Here is a 17,213-nt window from a genome sequence, read left to right on the forward strand (position 1 = left end):
CTGGGCTTTTTTGTGCCCGCGATGGCCTGGCGTCGACTGCGAATAGACAGGGCCCGATCATCAAAGGTGCACGGGCCACACGAGGGGGCTTTGCACTGTCAGCCAGGCTGAAGGGCAGGGCTGCAGGGGGTATGCCATGGGGCAGCGGAATCGAGGTGTATATGTTTCTGCTTCCTGGGCAGGAACGGTGTATCAAGCGTACCCAGCGCTATGGAAACCCAGCCGGCAAACTCACCTTGGGAGCGTGACCAGAACAAGCTAGAGCCGCACGCTGTGCAGAACTCGCGCACGACTGCTGGTGAAGAGGCAAAGCGCTTGATGCTGGTGGCACCGCGCACAATGCGCAGCATGTTGCGCGGTACGCTGCCGTACGAGGCGAACGCGGCTCCGTGGCTTTTGCGGCACTGGCTGCAATGGCAATGGCTCACTGCTTTGGGTGGGGTGAGTAACAGGTAACCGACCGCTGCGCACAGGCAGCTTCCTTGGTATGTCTCGCTCATTGGCGCTTCCGTGCAGGAGGGAAGGGCCAGCGTAGCTGACCTGGCTTGGGTAGTCGACTGGCTGCTCGCGAGCCAGGGGAAGTTGCGGGCAAAAGAAAGCCCGCTGCTAGGCGGGCAAGGTCTATCACACGTAGGGGATGTAGCTAATGTCTCGCACAGCGTGTGAAAAAAGGGTCAAAAATGTGCAAACAGCTTATCAACGTCATGATGCGTGGGTATGGCGAGGCTGAGACCCCAGTGCGGCGGCGAATGCCTCGGGCGTCGGGCTTTCCTCCCATTGCGCAGTGGCTGGCGGCAACACCAGCCACGGTTGCTTGCGTCGTGTCCAGATGTGCGCAACCGGCTCGAAATGCTCTGACCCCTCCAGCATCCCGGCCCGCACCACACGCATGCCGGGCGCTGCTGTGGTCTCATTGAACAGCCGGGTGTGACACACGCCACAGGCATGCTGCCTGGACGTGTGCCCTTGGTGCTCACGCACGTAGGTCGCCGTTTCGCCCGCCACCCCCACTGCTGACGCTGCGCATAGCATATGCAAGGCGAATGAACTGCCGCTCCAGCGCTGACAGTTGAGGCAATGGCAGGCATACAGCGCGGGCAGTTGCTGCGCTGCGATTTCGACCTTGACGAGCCCACATTGGCATTGACCGGTGAATCTCATGCGTCGACTCCTTACAATGGCGCACGGAAAAGTACAGGGCACATGATCCCCTGTTCACACGCTTGGGCAGAAGCGCAAAAAAGGAGCAACCGTTGGTCAGGAATGTATGAACACCCTTGAATGGGAAAGCCAGCAGGTGTTCCTCGCGGTGTTGCGCTCCGGCAGCCTGAGCGGTGCTGCGAAGCTGTTGGGGATAGCACAAGCGACGGCTCGCCGACGCCTCGACAACCTTGAGCAGGCTCTGGGTTTTAGCCTGTTTACCCGCACGCCCACGGGCTTGACAGCCACCAGCGGGGCGCGGCGCCTTATTGACCATGCCGAAGCCATGGATCTCGCTGCGCAAGCCTTCAACCGCGCGGCCAGCGCTGAAACATCGATGGACCACGGCACGGTAAGGCTGACCTGTGGCGAATTGCTGGGGGTAGAGGTGCTGCCCGCTCTACTGCAAAGCTTCCACTACAGCCACCCGGGGCTGAAGCTTGAGCTAAGCATTGGGGACGCACTGGAAGACATCGCCAGGCTGCAGTCGGATATAGCCGTACGCCTGATGCGCCCTGTAGAAGCGGATATCGTGGCTCGGCGCGTCGGCAGCTTGCGGGTCGGTATTCATGCCAGTGCTGCCTGCCTGGCGCGTTACGGCGACCCCGAGAGCCTGATGTCGTTGCGCCAGCGGCCGCTGATCGGGCCGGACAGACGCTCAGCCGACCTTCGCCGCCTGGTGGATGCCGGGCTGTGTGAAGCCGGCCAGCATTTCGTGATTGCCACCGATCACCACCTCGCGCAACTGGCTGCGCTGAAGGCGGGGTTGGGCTTCGGTCTGTGCCCGGCGCCCATCGCCCGAAGCCACGGGTTGGTACACGTACTGCCAGACAGTTTCGGCTTTGACGTCGATGTGTGGATCGCGATGCACAGTGACCTTCGCAAGATAAAACGGATCGTCAAAGCGTTCGAAGTGTTGGGTGACAAACTGCATCACTATCTGGAAGCAGATAGTCGCGGGAGCAAGCTCGCTTCCGGCTTGACTACCAGGTAATAGCGACGCCCTGCGCTCCCGTTCAATCAGACGCTGCGTGTTACGCCGCCATCGACCTTGATGTTCTGCCCGGTGATGTAGGCAGCACCTTCGCTGGCCAGAAATGCGATGGTGGCAGCGATTTCGTCGCTGGTGCCGTAGCGCTTGAGCGGCACGCTGTCACGCCGTTGGTCGGTGGCCGGCAGGCTATCGATCCAGCCGGGGAGGATGTTGTTGATGCGCACGTTGTCCGCTGCGAAGTTGTCGGCGAAGATCTTGCTGAATGCGGCCAGGCCTGAGCGGAACACCGCCGAAGTCGGGAACAGTTCGCTCGGCTCGAACGCCCAGGCGGTGGAAATATTGATGATCACACCGCCCTTCTGGCGTTGCATGTACGGCGTTACCAGACGCGTCGGGCGAATGACATTGAGCAGGTAGGTCTCCATGCCCTTGTGCCAGTCCTCGTCGCTGATCTCCAGGATGGGGGCGCGTGGACCGTGGCCGGCACTGTTGACCAGCACGTCGATACGGCCCCATTTTTCCACCACGGCCTCGACCAGGCGCTGCAAGTCTGCAACCGACTGGTTGCTGCCGGTTACCCCAATGCCGCCAAGCTCGGCAGCCAATGCCTCGCCTTTGCCGGAAGATGAGAGGATGCCAACCTTGAACCCGTCGGCGGCCAGGCGGCGGGCTGCCGCTGCGCCCATGCCGCTGCCACCGGCGGTGATGATCGCTACTTTTTCTACTGACATGCTGCCTCCCAAAAATTGAATGCCGTTACGTGAGTGCATTCACATTAGCAGTAGCTCTTGCAGCGAGGGAGGTAGCTGAAATTGTCCGTGGCAGTAGATTAACTATCGGCAACTTGCTGTTTCAGCCACCGCTGTACCACGGTCAACGAATCTGGCTGCTGCATCTTGCGTGGCCATACCAGGTAGAACGACTTGTCGAGCCTCATCTGCTCAGTGAAGACCTGGGTCAGCCTGCCCGCGGCGATGTCATCACGGACGAATGCCAGGCTGGCCAGGGCAATGCCCTGGCCACCGATGGCTGCATCGATGGCCAATGAGGTCTGGTTGAACCGCAGATGCCTGGCTGTCGGTTGAGCATGCTGCGTAAACAGCTGTGCAAGGAACCTAGGCCAGAAATCATGGGCATCGTGAAGCATGACGAAGTCCTGCAGTTGCTCGAAGCTGACGGGACCTTCGTGCCTTTCAAGCAACCTGGGGCTGGCCACGGCAACGATGCACTGTTCCATCAGGAGCTCGCTGTTCAGGCCCGCTCCAACTTCGGGCTGGCCATAGCGTACAGCGATGTCCACGCCATCGGTGTTGAAGTGGGAAAGCCTGTCCGTGGCCAGCACACGCAGATCGATGTCCGGGTGGCTCTGGGCAAAGTTGCCCAGCCTGGGAATGAGCCATTTCGAGGCAAAGGTCGGGGTAACGCTGACCGTAAGGTGCGCAGCTTGCGGCCTTAGCAGGCGGGTTGCCTCATCGATCATGGCCAAGGCACTGCGAATGCTGCCGCTGTAGCCCACACCCGCATCGGTCAACGCCAGACCGCGGGGCAGGCGCTGGAACAAACGAAGCGCCAAACTCGCTTCCAGCCCTCTTATCTGTTGGGCGACAGCTGCCTGGGTCACCCCCAGTTCCTCGGCAGCAAGGCGGAAGTTGAGGTGGCGGGCAACCACTTCAAACACACGGAGTGCATTGAGCGAAGGCAGTGCTGGGAAACCGTTTGGCATGACGATGGAGGGCCGGGCTGGGAAGTCTCACCGGCGAGGCTACTCCTTGAAACGCTGTAAAGAAACCCGTGTCGGCCCCCGGTTCGGGTGTGCGCATTTCAGGTGGGCGGCTTGACTAGTGAAATTTTCCGTGTAATTTTTCATGAAAAATAACTCTAAAAATTTCACGGCAGTCCGAAGCGATGAAGATGCACGAAGAGGTCGAAGCCCTCGCGATCCTTTTTCTGTCCCAGGTCGAACGCGCAGTGTCGCGCCCGACCGTTGCCGACCTGACTGCGATCAGCGAAGCGCTCGGCGTATCGACCGCCTACTTCTACAACCTGAGCAAACCCCGCAGCATCCGACTGCTTCCAGCTGCAACCCCACGCGCAGTTCCGTTACGCCAACCTGACGGCAAAGCCCACCCGCGTGCTCTGGGTCTTCAATTGAATTCGTTCACCTCACAAGGATAAGAAGATGAGTGTCATCTTTCCGGATCTGCTGACTGAAGTGCGTTCGTTCCGGGCGCAGCACCCGGCGATACGCTATGTCGACCTGATTGCGCTGGACATTCCCGGGCACTTCTACGGCAAGCGTTATCCCATGGACATGCTGGAAAAAGTCGCAGCCGGCGCGCCGCTGAAGCTGCCGCAAAACTGCGTGCTGCTGGGGACCCAGGGTGGCCTCTACCCGATCGGTGACTACTGCTTCGCCGATGGCGACCCGGATGCCGCGCGGCGACTGGTCCCAGGTACTTTGAAGCCGGTGCGCTGGGAGAAGGAAGTGGTCGCCCAGATGCTGATCACCTCCGATGGCACCGCCGAGCCGATCGAGTTCGAGCCCCGTGAGGTGCTGGCCCGCGTGCTACAGCGCCTGGCCCGGCGCGGGATCCACCCGGTAGTGGCGTTCGAACTGGAGTTCTACCTGTTTGACCGCAAGCTGGACAACGGCCTGCCACAGTACCCCCGCGACACGGCGACCGGCGACGAAGACGACCAGCCGAACATGCACATCGAGCGCCTGTCGCGATTCTCGTCGGTGCTGCACGAAATGGTCGATGGCGCCAACGAGCAGGGCGTGCCGGCCAACGTCATCACCGCCGAACTGGGCCCAGGCCAGTTCGAGATCAACTTCTCGCACAGTGAAGATGCCCTCAGTGCGGCGGACTGGTCAGCGCTGTTCTGCCGCAGTACCCGCGGTATCGCGATGAAGCACGGCTATCGCGCCAGCTTCATGAGCAAGCCGTATCTGGATGCACCGGGCAGCGGCATGCACGTGCATGTCAGCCTGTATGACAGCGAAGGCAACAACATCCTGGCGAGCGCAGAACAACGCAAGCTGCGCCATGCGGTGGCGGGTTGCCTGGAGCTGCTGCCGCACTGCATGCCGATCTTTGCCCCCAACCACAATGCCTACCGCCGCTATGGGGCCATGGTCAATGCGGCAAGCAAGGCCAGTTGGGGCTTCGAGGATCGCGATGCGTGCATTCGCATCCCCGAGTCCGACCCGCGGAACCTGCGTATCGAACATCGCCTGGCCGGCGCGGACGCCAACCCGTACCTGGTGCTGGCGGCCATCCTGACCGGGATGGAGCACGGCCTGGACCGCGGCGTCGAACCCATTGCGCCACTGAATGACAACCGCCAGAGCGGCATCGATTTCCCCAAGGATGCCCTCAGTGCCTTGGCCGCGATGCGCCACCACCCGGTGCTCAACCAAGGCCTGGGCAGTGAGTTCGTGATGGTCTATTGCGAGAACAAATACCAGGAGCAACTGGACTTCATGCGCCACATCGATGCCCGCGAATACCGCTGGTTCCTGTAGCTGCAGCGTTCGGACGACACCGTCAACCCCACGTTTTCAACACCACGCGCAATACCGATTTGCCGGAGGAAGATATGCCACGTGTGCCCGTTATTGGCATTACCGCATGCACCAGCATGATTGAGCAGCATGCCACCCAGACCATCGCCGAGAAGTACGCGCGCGCGGCAGCCAAGGCAGCGTGTGGCCTGCCCATCGTAATACCCAGCCTGGGCGAACTGATGGACAGCGCCGATATCCTCGACGTAGTGGACGGGCTGATCTTCACCGGTTCGCCGTCCAACATCGAGCCGTTTCACTACAACGGTCCGACCAGTGCCGAGGGTACCCGGCACGACCCGCTGCGAGATGCCACCACGTTGCCGCTGATGCGTGCGGCTATCGCCGCCGGCGTGCCGGTACTGGGCATTTGCCGAGGTTTTCAGGAAATGAACGTGGCGCTGGGGGGCACCCTGCACCAGAAAGTTCACGAGGCTGGCGTGTTCATGGACCACCGCGAAGGCAAGGGCGAGCCGATCGAAAAGCAATATGGCCCTCGCCATACCATGCACGTACAGCCTGGCGGCCTGCTTGACCGCATGGGTTTGCCGGCGATCTTCGACGTCAATTCCATCCACGGCCAAGGCATTGATGTACTGGCCCCTGGGCTGAGGGTGGAAGCGTTGGCGCCGGACGGCCTGGTAGAGGCCATTTCGGTCGACAACGCCAAGGGCTTTGCCTTGGCCGTGCAGTGGCACCCCGAGTTCCAGGTCATGGATAACCCGCAGTACCTGACCCTCTTCCAGTCGTTTGGCAAGGCCTGTCGGCAGCGCTCGGTGCTGCGCCAGCGGCTGTTGCTGAGCGCCTGAGCCGCGGCATTTCCAACCACAAGAAAGTACCCGCGTAGCACGGCTGCGCAAACTGATGGAGTGAAGACAATGAGTGAACAGAATTCGCAGACCCAGGCCTGGCAGGCGCTGAGCCGTGACCATCACCTGGCCCCCTTCAGTGATGTGAAACAGCTGGCCAAGAAGGGCCCGCGCATCATCACCTCGGCCAAGGGCGTGTACCTCTGGGACAGCGAAGGCAACAAGATTCTCGACGGCATGGCTGGGCTGTGGTGCGTGGCGGTCGGCTATGGCCGCGATGAGCTGGCCGAGGTTGCCAGCCAGCAGATGAAGCAGTTGCCTTACTACAACCTGTTTTTCCAGACCGCGCACCCTCCTGCGCTGGAGCTGGCCAAGGCAATTGCCGACGTGGCCCCGCAAGGCATGCGGCATGTGTTCTTCACCGGTTCCGGCTCCGAAGGCAATGACACCGTACTGCGTATGGTCCGGCATTACTGGGCACTGAAGGGGCAGGGCAGCAAGAAGGTGATCATTGGCCGTGTCAACGGCTACCACGGCTCCACCGTGGCAGGCGCCGCGCTGGGTGGCATGAGCGGCATGCACCAGCAAGGCGGGGTGATCCCGGATATCGTGCACATCCCGCAGCCTTACTGGTTCGGTGAGGGCGGCGACATGACCGAGGCCGAGTTCGGTGTGTGGGCAGCCGAGCAGCTGGAGAAGAAGATCCTCGAAGTGGGCGAAGACAACATCGCTGCCTTCATAGCCGAACCGATCCAGGGCGCCGGCGGCGTGATCATTCCGCCGCACAGCTACTGGCCGAAGGTGAAGGAGATCCTCGCCAGGTACGACATCCTGTTCGTTGCCGACGAAGTGATCTGCGGCTTCGGCCGTACCGGCAAGTGGTTCGGTAGCGACTACTATGACCTCAAGCCTGACCTGATGACCATCGCCAAGGGCCTGACTTCTGGCTATATCCCCATGGGCGGGGTGATCGTGGGTGACGAGGTGGCCAAGGTCATCAGCGAGGGTGGCGACTTCAACCACGGCTTCACCTATTCCGGCCACCCGGTGGCGGCGGCAGTGGCGCTGGAAAACCTGCGCATCCTGCGTGACGAGCAGATCATTGCGCAGGTACAAGAGAAGACCGCGCCCTATCTGCAGCAGCGCTTGCGCGAACTGGCCGACCACCCGCTGGTCGGCGAAGTGCGCGGGCTTGGTATGCTCGGTGCGATCGAACTGGTGAAAGACAAGGCCACCCGCACCCGCCATGAAGGCAAAGGCGTGGGCATGATCTGCCGCCAGCACTGCTTCGACAACGGCCTGATCATGCGCGCGGTGGGCGACACCATGATCATCGCGCCGCCACTGGTGATCAGCACCGAAGAGATCGACGAATTGGTGGAAAAGGCGCGTAAGTGCCTGGACCTGACCTACGAGGCTGTTCGCTAAGGACGGGCCTATCGTCCAGCCCCCGCGCGGCCGCTCCGGCGGGCGACCGCGTCGAGTGCTGTGTGAAGCACTTGCTTTGCGAATTGAATCCTGTACTTTTCAGGGCATTATTTTCCCGTCCGAAAGTCGCGATTCAACTATGAAAGTGCACGAAGAGATCGAAGGCCTGGCCGTACTGATTCGCGACCTGCGCAAGTTCAAGGGCCTGACCTTGGGCGAGCTGGCTCAGCGCATCGGCCGGTCGGTGGGCTTTCTGTCCCAGGTCGAGCGCGGAGTATCGCGCCCGACCGTGGCAGACCTGACGGCAATCAGCGAGGAGCTCGGCGTCTCCACGGCCTATTTCTACAAGCTGGACAAGCCCCGCGAACTCGACTGGGTCACCCGCCCTCACGAACGCCGTACCCTGCACCTGGCGGGTGGCATCACCGATGTACTGGCATCCCCCACGATCAGTGGCGCGTTCTCCATGCTCGACAGCCACCTCGACCCGGGGGCGAGCAGCGGCGAGGAGTACCTGGATGATAGCTCGGAGCAAGGCTGCTTCGTGCTCGAGGGCGAACTGACGGTGTGGCTGGACGGCGGTGAACCGGTAACGCTGCGCGCCAGTGACAGTTTCCAGTTGCAGCCTCATGCCAGCTTTCGTTATGCCAACCTCACCGACAAGCCCACGCGTGTGCTTTGGGTGTTCAGCTGATGGAAAGATGACCTGCAAACACTGTAGGGGCTGCATTTGTTATCCTTGCACCACGCAATCAACTTCAAGCAGTGAATTGAACGATGGGTTTTGAACAACTAGCAGAGCTACGCGACCGCCTGCGGGCGGAAAAACAGCAGGTAAAGGCCGAGAGCGCGAAACAGCCAAAGCGCAAGCCGTCCTCGCAGGCGAAGCCGCGTGAGCAGGATCCGGCGGTGGCTGCGATCTGGCCTTTGCAGAAGCATTTTCCGTTGGCCTTCCCGGTCAACCCGGCCCCCAAGGTGCCGCTCAAGGAGGGCATTTTCAAGGATGCCGAGCAACACCTTGAACTGCTCGGCCTAACCCGCGAACAGCTGAAGCTGGGTATTTCCACCTGGTGCCGGGGCTCCCGCTACTGGGCGAGCATGCAAGAGAACGCACCGCGCCTTGATTTGGCTGGCCAGGTTGCGGGTACCGTGACCGCCGCCCAGGCACTGCATGCCAAGCAACAAGCTTCGCGGCAGCGTAGCCAGGACCGCCGCAATCGGGCGAAGGCAAAAGCGCAGGCCCCGGTGGCCGACACCGCAGCGGTGCAGGCGGCCGACTGAATCCAGTCGCACGCTGCCCTTCGCCTGCCTGGACTGCCGCCGCTCGATGGAGCTGTCTCCAACGTGCGGGGGCAGTCCAGCCTGTGCAATCCAGCGCGGTGTCGCCTTCGTGGCCCCGCTCTGACACACATTACCTGGTGCTTCAATACTTCCACGTCACCGAAGCCGTCAGGTTGCGCGGAGCACCATAGCTGGCTGTGGTCGCGTTGTTATACAGCGACAACAGGTACTTGCGGTCAGTGACGTTATTCAGGTTCAGCGACGTGCTCCAGTTACTGTCGATGTCGTAGCTGGCCATCAAATCAACCAGGCCGTAGGCGTTCTGGTGGATGGCGCTGTTGCTATCGTTCTCGACTGCAGTCTGCCAGCTGAGGCGGGTGCCGACTTTCATCTGCGGCAGGCTCGGCAGCCGATAGGTGACCATGCCACGGAAACTGTGGGTGGGCACATACTTGCGCGCCCGTTCGCCATTGTCATCGTCGATGCGCACATAGGTGTAGCCGCCTAGCACGTCCAGGCCGGGCATGACCTCGCCAGAGGCCTGCAGCTCGACGCCATGGCTCTTGTAGTCTTCGCCTGTGTAGATTTCCTGAATGCCGTTGTACCCCGCATCCACCGCCACGTTGCGTTGCTCGGTCTTGAACAGCGCTGCCGTCAGGTGCAGGCGCTCATCCATCACGCTGCCCTTGACACCCACCTCCATGCTTTTGCCTTCCAGCGGGTCGAGTACCGAATTATCGCTGCCCGACACGTATTGCGGGTTGTAGATCTTGGTCCAGCTACCGTACACGCTCCAGGCGTCGTTCAGGTCGTAGACCAGGCCTGTGTAGGGCGTGATCTTGCCGTGCTCGCGCGTGTCGTGCGCCGTGCCATAGCTATCGCCCTTGCCGTCGGCGCTGAGCATGCGTGCACCGGCGATCCAGTGCAGGTCATCGGCAAGGCTGAAGCGTGCCCCGGCGTACAGACTTTTTTGCGTGTCCTGAAAATTCTGCCCCAGGGTTTCGCTGGTGACGCCGAACGCGGGCATGGGCGTAGTACCCGCCAGAATCCCTGGGAACGAGGTCTGGAAGGCGCTACCGTGCTCCAGGTCTTCGTCGTACTCCTGGCCTTTCTGGTGCGTGCGGCCATAGGCGGCGCCGAAGGTCAGCTGATGCTCGCGTCCGAACAGGCTGAACGGGCCCTGCACTTTGGCCTCGCCCAGCAACTGGTGGGCTTCGCTGCGCGTATGGTTGGCATAGGCGTCGGCGACATCACCGGTGACCGAGCCAACGTAGAGCATGTTGGTGTTCTGTTTTTCCTGCACCCCGGTGGCGGTGAGCGTGGCGTTCCAGTCATTGCCGAAATCATGCTTGAGCTCGACGAAGGCCCGCTGGGTGTGCAGGTTCCAGTAGGTCCAGGGTTGCCCGATGCTGTTGCTGCGCCCACTGTAGTGGATGGCATTGCCGTTGCTGTCCACCAGTGGCAGGTTGCCCCAGGTGCTGCCATTGGAGTCACTGTTGTGCTGGGAAAAGCCCACCGTCACGGTGTCGGCGTCGGACACGTCGAATGCCAGCAGGCCAGCGGCCACATTGCGCTCGTGGCTGTAGCGGTCCATCCACGAGTTGCCTTTGTCGTGGGAATAGATGAAGCGGCCACGCACATTGCCGCTGTCGGTCAGCGGGCCGCCCACGTCGATGTCGATGCGCCGGCTGTCCCACGAGCCGACGCTGGTGTCGACTTGAGCCTGGAAGGTGTCGGTGGGCCGTTTGCGCACGAAGTTGACCGTGGCAGACGGGTTGCCGGCACCGCTCATCAAGCCGTTGGCGCCGTGCAGCACATCGATCTGCTCGTATTCCGCCAGGTCCTGGTCGCCCACCAGCGTGCTGCTGACGAAAGGCATGCCCATGCCGTCGTACTCGAAAGTGCCTATATCGAAGCCGCGCGAGGTGAACTCGGTGCGGTCGGTTTCGGTTTGCTCGACGGTTACCGACGGTGCTGCCCGCAAGGCGTCCTTGATACCGGTGATCTTGAAATCGTCCAGTGCCTGCCGGGTAATGGTGGTCACGGCCTGTGGCGTCTGCCTGTCGGTCAGGCCTAGCTTGGTGGTGCTGGAAGAAGCCCGGCCCTCGTAGCCTTGGCTGGTGCCATCAACAGGTTCGCGGGTGCTGTCGATCTGGGTCGCGGGCAGGGTCAGGTTGTCGGCTGCGTGAACGACGGGCAGGGCGCTGCATGCGCCGGCCAGCAGCAGGCGGGCGGGAAGGTGACGTTTCAAGGGGCGAGTCCTGGGGCGGGAAGTGATTGTGGCGTGTGCTCGCGATGATAATGAGAATTCAAACCAAATGATAATTCATCTTGATAAATAATTTTTCATGCTTGTTCACGTATCGCTAAGACGGGACGTGGCTGGCGTGGCCGAGTGGCATGTGTTTACCCGCGAAGCAGGAAACGGCCAAGGCGGTGGAGGGCAAGGGCACGCCGTGATCCTGACGGGGTGGCGCCTGGTTCATGGTCACCTCGAACCTCACGGCGTGCACTTGGCACCCCGACTGGCGCTCCATCGATAACCAACGGTCGGTTTCAGAATGCGCCTGGTCGCTCGCACACAACCCCCCGGCCCCACAAGTGCCATGCTTGCAGGATGCCTTCGGACCAGCGCACACAGATGCGCGGCCGGGGGCGAGGAGGCCGCCGCTACCGCGCAACCGTGACGTGGTCGGCGTGCCGCAGCAGAACACGCCGGACATCTGCCCGCACAATGATCGGGCAGGGTCCGTGATGCCGAGGTCCGCTGTATGCCTGATGAATTGCTCCACCTGCCCGTTATCCAACGCATTCTGGCCCGCGACCAGGGTACCCCCGGCGCCCTGTTGCCGATCCTGCATGCCATCCAGCAGGACCTGGGCTACATCCCCGATGCCGCTGTACCTGAAATTGCCCATGCCCTCAACCTCAGCCTGGCCGAGGTGCGCGGGGTTATCAGCTTCTATCACGATTTCCGGACTGCGCCACCGGCACGCCACACCTTGCGCCTGTGCCGCGCCGAGTCATGCCAGAGCCGTGGCGCCGAAGCCCTGGCCGCGCAACTGCGCGAGCAACTGGCACTGGACGACCATGGCACCAGTGCCGACGGCGCCATCAGCCTGCGCCCGGTTTACTGCCTGGGCGCCTGCGCCTGTTCGCCGGCGCTGGAGCTCGATGGCCAGCTACACGCGCGCCTGACCCCGGAGCGGCTGCGTGCCCTGGTCGACGGTTGCCGGGAGGACGCGACATGCTGAAGCTGTACATCTCCTGTGATTCGGTTGCCCGCGCCGTGGGTGCCGATCAGGTTGTCGATGCCTTGCAGCGCGAAGCCGAGCGCCGCCAGTTGCCACTGGAAATCCTGCGTACCAGCTCCCGTGGGCTGTACTGGCTGGAGCCGCTGATCGAAAGCGACAGCGCGCAAGGTCGCCTGGGGTTTGGCCCGGTCACGCCGCAGGACGTGCCGGGGTTGCTCGATGCCTTGGCTGGCGAACCTGGCGGCCACTCGCTGGCCTTGGGGCCAGTTGAAGCCATCCCCTACCTGAAGACTCAACAACGCCTGCTGTTCGCCCGCGCCGGCATAACCCGCCCGTTGTCGCTGGACGACTACCGCGCCCACGGTGGCTTCGCCGGCCTGGAGGCTGCGGTGGCGCTTGAGGGTGCCGATGTGGTCGCTGCCGTGCTCGATTCCGGCTTGCGCGGCCGTGGCGGTGCAGCGTTCCCTGCCGGCATCAAGTGGCGCACTGTGCGTGATGCCGGGGCGGGGCAGAAGTACGTGGTGTGCAACGCCGACGAAGGCGACTCCGGTACCTTTGCCGACCGTATGCTGATGGAAGGCGACCCTTTCCTGCTGATCGAAGGCATGATCATTGCCGGCCTCGCCGTGGGTGCCGACAAGGGTTACATCTATGTGCGCTCGGAATACCCAGACGCCATCCGTGTGCTCGGCCAGGCCTGCGCCATCGCCCGCGAAGCCGGTTATCTCGGCACCAATGTCGGCGGCAGCGGCCGGGCGTTCGACCTGGAAGTGCGCGTGGGTGCCGGTGCCTATATCTGCGGCGAAGAAACCGCACTGCTCGAGTCCATCGAAGGCAAGCGCGGCATTGTCCGCGCCAAGCCGCCGCTGCCTGCACTGCAAGGCCTGTTCGGCTTGCCGACGCTGGTGCACAACGTGCTCACCCTGGCTTCGGTGCCAATCATCCTGGCCAAGGGCGCAGCGTTCTATCGCGACTTCGGCATGGGCCGCTCGCTGGGCACCATGCCGTTTCAGCTGGCCGGCAATATTCGCCAGGGTGGCCTGGTGGAACGGGCCTTCGGCCTGACCCTGCGCGAACTGGTGGAAGCGTATGGCGGTGGTACGGCCAGCGGTCGGCCCTTGAAGGCCGCGCAGGTCGGCGGCCCGCTCGGCGCCTGGGTGCCGCCCAGCCACTTCGACACGCCACTGGACTATGAAGCTTTCGCTGCCATGGGCGCGATGCTCGGCCATGGCGGCGTGGTGGTGGCCGACGACACCCTGAACATGGCCAGCATGGCGCGCTTTGCCCTGCAGTTCTGCGCCGAGGAATCCTGTGGCAAGTGCACCCCGTGCCGCATTGGGTCGACCCGGGGCATGGAAGTGGTCGACCGGCTGATCGCCAGCAGCGAGCTTGGCGAGCGTCACGACCAGGCCCTGTTGCTGCGCGACCTGTGCGACACCATGCAGTACGGCTCGCTGTGCGCCATGGGCGGCATGACCGCCTACCCGGTGGCCAGCGCCCTCAAGTACTTCCCCGCCGATTTCGGGCTGACCACCACGGAGGCCGCACAGTGATCAATTTCTTCGACCCCGCTTCTGATAAAAGCAGCGACCTCGGCACCCCGGCCCGTGACAGCGACGTGCAGGTCAGCCTGAGTATCGACGGCCGCGCCATCAGCGTGCCTGCCGGCACCTCGGTGATGCGCGCGGCGGCCATGCTTGGCACCAGCATCCCCAAGCTATGTGCCACCGACAGCCTCGAAGCCTTCGGCTCGTGCCGCATGTGCATGGTGGAAATCGAAGGCATGCGCGGTTACCCCGCGTCCTGCACCACGCCGGTCAGCGAAGGCATGGTGGTGCGCACCGAAACCCCACGCCTGGCCGGCCTGCGCCGCAATGTGATGGAACTGTACATCTCCGACCACCCGCTGGACTGCCTGACCTGTTCCGCCAACGGCAACTGCGAATTGCAGACCGTAGCCGGCCAGGTGGGCCTGCGCGAGGTACGTTATGGCTACGACGGCGCCAACCACCTGGGCGAGAAAAAGGACGTTTCCAACCCGTATTTCGACTACGAGCCGAGCAAGTGCATCGTTTGCAGCCGTTGTGTGCGCGCCTGCGAAGACATCCAGGGCACCTTCGCCCTGACCATCACCGGGCGCGGTTTTGACTCTCGGGTGTCGGCAGCGGGGGGTGACAACTTCCTGGCCTCTGAATGCGTGTCGTGTGGTGCCTGCGTGCAGGCCTGCCCGACCGCGACCCTGACGGAAAAAAGCCTGGTGCAGCTGGGCCAGCCGGAACGTTCGGTGATCACCACCTGCGCCTACTGTGGTGTGGGCTGCTCGTTCCGTGCAGAAATGAAGGGCGACCAGCTGGTGCGCATGGTCCCGGACAAGAACGGCGGCGCCAACCACGGCCACGCCTGTGTCAAAGGCCGCTTCGCCTGGGGCTACGCGACCCACCCGGACCGCATCACCAAGCCAATGATTCGCAAGCACCTGGAGGACCCGTGGCAGGAGGTCAGCTGGGACGAAGCGGTTACCTACGCTGCCAGCGAATTCCGCCGCATCCAGCTCAAGTACGGGCGTGACTCTATCGGTGGCATTACCTCCAGCCGTTGCACCAATGAAGAAGCCTACCTGGTGCAGAAGCTGGTGCGCACGGCATTCGGCAACAACAACGTCGATACCTGCGCACGGGTGTGCCATTCGCCCACCGGCTATGGCCTGAAACAGACCTTGGGTGAATCAGCCGGCACGCAAAGCTTCGATTCGGTGATGCAGGCCGACGTGGTGTTGGTGATCGGCGCCAACCCCACCGACGCCCACCCGGTGTTTGGCTCGCAACTCAAGCGCCGTTTGCGACAGGGGGCGCGGCTGATCGTGATCGATCCACGGCGCATCGACCTGGTCGACTCGCCACATGCCCGCGCCGAGCTGCATTTGCAGCTTCGCCCTGGCACCAACGTGGCCATGCTCAACGCCCTGGCCCATGTGATCGTCACCGAGGGCCTGCTGGCACAGCGTTTCATCGATGACCGCTGCGAAACCCAAGACTTTGCCCGCTGGCGCGACTTCGTCAGCCTTGCAGAAAATGCCCCGGAAGCCCTCGGCCCGGTGTGTGGTGTCCCCCCGGAGCAGATCCGCGCCGCCGCCCGGTTGTATGCCACCGGTGGCAATGCGGCCATCTACTACGGGCTGGGCGTGACCGAGCACAGCCAGGGCAGCACTGCGGTAATGGGGATTGCCAACCTGGCCATGGCCACTGGCAATATCGGGCGTGAAGGGGTAGGGGTGAATCCGCTGCGCGGGCAGAACAACGTGCAGGGCTCGTGCGACATGGGCTCGTTCCCGCACGAGCTGCCCGGTTACCGGCATATTTCCAACGAGGGTGTGCGGGCCGAGTTCGAGCGCGCCTGGGGCGTGACCTTGCAACCCGACCCGGGCCTGCGCATCCCCAACATGTTCGAAGCGGCGCTGGACGGTAGCTTCAAGGCGCTGTACTGCCAAGGCGAGGATATTGCCCAGAGCGACCCCAACACCCAGCACGTGACCGCGGCATTGCTCGCCATGGAGTGCGTGGTGGTGCAGGACATCTTCCTCAATGAAACCGCCAAGTTCGCCCATGTGTTCCTGCCGGGCAGCTCGTTCCTTGAAAAGGATGGCACCTTCACCAATGCCGAGCGGCGTATTTCGCGGGTGCGCAAGGTCATGGAACCGCTGGCCGGCAAGGCTGACTGGGAAGCCACTGCGGCCCTCGCGGGCGCCCTTGGCTACCCGATGAACTACCGCCACCCGTCCGAGATCATGGACGAGATCGCCCGCCTGACGCCGACCTTCCGCCGGGTCAGCTATGCGGAAATCGACCGCCACGGCAGCTTGCAATGGCCCTGCAACGACGCCGCGCCGGATGGCACGCCTACCATGCACATCGACCAATTCGTGCGCGGCAAGGGCCGCTTCATGCTCACGGGTTATGTGCCCACCGACGAGAAGGTCAACAACCGCTACCCGCTGCTGCTGACTACCGGCCGTATCCTCAGCCAGTACAACGTCGGCGCCCAGACCCGCCGCACTGCCAACGTTGCCTGGCATGATGCCGACCGCCTGGAAATCCACCCTGCCGACGCTGAAAGCCGAGGTATTCAGGACGGCGACTGGGTCGGCATCGGCAGCCGTGCCGGGCAAACCGTGCTGCGCGCCAAGGTCAGTACGCGGGTGGCGCCGGGAGTGGTGTACACCACCTTCCACTTCCCCGAGTCGGGGGCCAACGTAATCACTACCGACAATTCCGACTGGGCCACCAACTGCCCCGAATACAAGGTGACAGCGGTGGAGGTGGTGAAGGTGTTCCAGCCATCGCAATGGCAGAAGCGCTACCAGGACTTCAGTGACGAGCAGCGACGCCTGCTGCAGGAACGGCGTACAGCGAAAAAAGCCGAGGTACGCCAATGAGCAGCGACAACCTGGTCAAGATGGCCAACCAGATTGCCCATTATTTCGACAGCGAGCCCGATCGGGTACTGGCGGTGCAGGGCGTGCGCCAGCATTTGCAGAATTTCTGGACGCCGGCGATGCGCCGGCAGCTGGCGGAGTGGGCGGCAGCCAATGAAGGGGAGGGGCTGGACCCGAAGGTGCGTGAGGCGTTGGCCTAGCTGAACCAGGTCTCAAGACCTTGCTCGATCGCTGTGGGGGCGGCTTTGTG

At 62.8% G+C, this 17,213-nt stretch carries 15 protein-coding genes and 1 pseudogene; 11 read left to right on the forward strand and 5 right to left on the reverse strand.

The genetic code is table 11. The features are described from left to right. Positions 1-98: 98 nt before the first annotated feature. Entirely contained in the window at positions 99-500 is a 402-nt protein-coding gene (locus E8E68_RS01545; protein WP_110746886.1) for a GFA family protein, read from the reverse strand. 202 nt (positions 501-702) lie between these two features. After that, positions 703-1,161 (reverse strand): GFA family protein, encoded by a 459-nt coding sequence (locus E8E68_RS01550; protein ID WP_110746888.1) that lies wholly within the window; start codon positions 1,159-1,161, stop codon positions 703-705. Positions 1,162-1,267: 106 nt separating this feature from the next. Here E8E68_RS01550 and E8E68_RS01555 point away from each other — a divergent pair, with 106 nt between their 5' ends. Continuing rightward, positions 1,268-2,194, forward strand: coding sequence for a LysR family transcriptional regulator (locus tag E8E68_RS01555; protein ID WP_280339326.1), 927 nt, complete (start codon positions 1,268-1,270; stop codon positions 2,192-2,194). A gap of 26 nt (positions 2,195-2,220) precedes the next feature. Here the strand turns inward: E8E68_RS01555 and E8E68_RS01560 are convergent, their stop codons facing one another. Beyond that, positions 2,221-2,925 (reverse strand): SDR family oxidoreductase, encoded by a 705-nt coding sequence (locus tag E8E68_RS01560; RefSeq protein WP_266030800.1) that lies wholly within the window; start codon positions 2,923-2,925, stop codon positions 2,221-2,223. Positions 2,926-3,023: 98 nt separating this feature from the next. Beyond that, complete coding sequence (locus tag E8E68_RS01565; protein WP_280339328.1) at positions 3,024-3,917, reverse strand: LysR substrate-binding domain-containing protein; 894 nt, start codon at positions 3,915-3,917, stop codon at positions 3,024-3,026. A 182-nt stretch (positions 3,918-4,099) separates the two neighbouring features. On the opposite strand from E8E68_RS01565, the pseudogene E8E68_RS01570 reads away from it, so the two are divergent. From E8E68_RS01570 to E8E68_RS01595, 6 genes and pseudogenes are all read left to right on the forward strand, one after another. Next, positions 4,100-4,346 (forward strand): annotated as a pseudogene (locus tag E8E68_RS01570) (helix-turn-helix transcriptional regulator). A gap of 27 nt (positions 4,347-4,373) precedes the next feature. Continuing rightward, a complete protein-coding gene (locus E8E68_RS01575) occupies positions 4,374-5,720 on the forward strand; it encodes a glutamine synthetase family protein (RefSeq protein WP_280339330.1) in 1,347 nt (448 codons plus the stop codon). A 74-nt stretch (positions 5,721-5,794) separates the two neighbouring features. After that, positions 5,795-6,568, forward strand: a complete 774-nt coding sequence (locus E8E68_RS01580) for a gamma-glutamyl-gamma-aminobutyrate hydrolase family protein (protein WP_266030794.1) — start codon at positions 5,795-5,797, stop codon at positions 6,566-6,568. Between the two features lie 69 nt (positions 6,569-6,637). After that, on the forward strand, positions 6,638-7,996 hold the full coding sequence (locus E8E68_RS01585; RefSeq protein ID WP_280339333.1) for an aspartate aminotransferase family protein: 1,359 nt from the start codon (positions 6,638-6,640) through the stop codon (positions 7,994-7,996). Between the two features lie 139 nt (positions 7,997-8,135). After that, on the forward strand, positions 8,136-8,690 hold the full coding sequence (locus E8E68_RS01590) for an XRE family transcriptional regulator (protein ID WP_110746904.1): 555 nt from the start codon (positions 8,136-8,138) through the stop codon (positions 8,688-8,690). A gap of 83 nt (positions 8,691-8,773) precedes the next feature. Next, the gene (locus tag E8E68_RS01595) at positions 8,774-9,277 is read left to right on the forward strand and encodes a ProQ/FinO family protein (RefSeq protein WP_110746906.1); all 504 of its coding nucleotides are present in this window, start codon (positions 8,774-8,776) and stop codon (positions 9,275-9,277) included. Positions 9,278-9,419: 142 nt separating this feature from the next. Here E8E68_RS01595 and E8E68_RS01600 read toward each other — a convergent pair whose 3' ends face one another. Beyond that, positions 9,420-11,501: a TonB-dependent siderophore receptor gene (locus tag E8E68_RS01600; protein WP_266030986.1), complete on the reverse strand. Its 2,082-nt coding sequence runs from the start codon at positions 11,499-11,501 to the stop codon at positions 9,420-9,422. Between the two features lie 547 nt (positions 11,502-12,048). Here E8E68_RS01600 and E8E68_RS01605 point away from each other — a divergent pair. The 4 genes from E8E68_RS01605 to E8E68_RS01620 are packed head-to-tail and all read left to right on the forward strand — an operon-like array spanning position 12,049 to position 17,163. Then, a complete protein-coding gene (locus E8E68_RS01605; RefSeq protein WP_266030790.1) occupies positions 12,049-12,531 on the forward strand; it encodes a formate dehydrogenase subunit gamma in 483 nt (160 codons plus the stop codon). Continuing rightward, positions 12,525-14,084: a formate dehydrogenase beta subunit gene (locus E8E68_RS01610; protein WP_266030788.1), complete on the forward strand. Its 1,560-nt coding sequence runs from the start codon at positions 12,525-12,527 to the stop codon at positions 14,082-14,084. Before E8E68_RS01605 ends, E8E68_RS01610 begins: the two co-directional genes overlap by 7 nt. Beyond that, positions 14,081-16,963, forward strand: a complete 2,883-nt coding sequence (gene fdhF / locus E8E68_RS01615; protein WP_280339338.1) for a formate dehydrogenase subunit alpha — start codon at positions 14,081-14,083, stop codon at positions 16,961-16,963. Before E8E68_RS01610 ends, fdhF begins: the two co-directional genes overlap by 4 nt. Next, entirely contained in the window at positions 16,960-17,163 is a 204-nt protein-coding gene (locus tag E8E68_RS01620; RefSeq protein WP_110746914.1) for a formate dehydrogenase subunit delta, read from the forward strand. Before fdhF ends, E8E68_RS01620 begins: the two co-directional genes overlap by 4 nt. The last annotated feature ends 50 nt before the right edge of the window (positions 17,164-17,213 follow it).

Origin of the sequence: Pseudomonas sp. BN607, from assembly GCF_029871175.1 — a bacterium.
In the GTDB taxonomy this organism is placed as follows: Bacteria; Pseudomonadota; Gammaproteobacteria; order Pseudomonadales; family Pseudomonadaceae; genus Aquipseudomonas.